This is a genomic window from Methylothermus subterraneus (assembly GCF_054656915.1).
Window position 1 is genome coordinate 1 of record NZ_BAAHXK010000037.1, and the last position, 899, is coordinate 899.

The 899-nt window shown below is 59.1% G+C and carries 2 protein-coding genes; both read right to left on the reverse strand.

Annotated elements, in window-relative coordinates; genetic code table 11:
* Positions 1-208: class II fructose-bisphosphate aldolase (locus ACYQ3M_RS11610; RefSeq protein ID WP_460036242.1), on the reverse strand; the 208-nt coding region annotated here is incomplete at its 3' end.
* A 66-nt stretch (positions 209-274) separates the two neighbouring features.
* Positions 275-899, reverse strand: a 625-nt coding sequence (locus ACYQ3M_RS11615; protein WP_460036243.1) for a class II fructose-bisphosphate aldolase, incomplete at its 5' end; no start/stop codon positions are given.

An 899-nucleotide genomic window follows, 5' to 3' on the forward strand; every position in this document is an offset into this window, starting at 1 on the left:
CCGCGGCCCAAATCAGGTGGCGCAAAAACGGCTCGCCTGCGTATTTGCGGGCGCCTGCCGAGGCTTGCATGATCACCGGGCTGTCGACTTCCGCCGCCGCCTCCATGATCGCGTGGACCTGCTCCATGTTGTTGACGTTGAACGCCGGAACCCCATAGCCGTGTTCGGCGGCATGATCTAAAAGTTGTCTTAAGGTAATCAGTGCCATTGAAGTTTTCCTCAAGTTAAAAAAACGGCTCCGGAACTCATCCGGAGCCCGACAGACTGCTGTCTTTCATCGAACCCTGGGGTCCAATTCTCCCGACGCGTAGCGCTTGACCATTGCCTCCAGAGAAATCGGCTTGATCTTGGACGCTTTACCTGCACAGCCAAAGGCCTCATAGCGGGCCTTGCAGATGTCCTTCATCGCTTTGGTGGCGGCGGCGAAGATCTTGCGCGGGTCGAACTCTTTTTTGTTTTCCGCCAGAAGCTTGCGCATCGCGCCGGTGGAGGCAATGCGCAAGTCGGTGTCGATGTTGACCTTGCGCACCCCGTGGCGGATCCCCTCGACGATCTCTTCCACCGGAACGCCATAAGGCTGGCCGAGATCGCCGCCGTATTCGTTGATAATCTTGACCCATTCCTGGGGAACCGAGGAAGAGCCGTGCATCACCAAGTGGGTGTCGGGAATCCGGGCGTGGATCTCCTTGATCCGCTCGATGGCCAAGATCTCGCCCGTGGGGGGCTTGGTGAACTTGTACGCGCCGTGGCTGGTGCCGATGGCCACCGCGAGGGCGTCGACCTTGGTCTTCTTGACGAAATCGGCGGCTTGCTCAGGATCGGTCAGGAGCATTTCCTTGCTGATCGCCTCGCCCTTGTCGGTGACGCCTTTCTCCAAAGATCCCAAGCAGCCGAGCTCG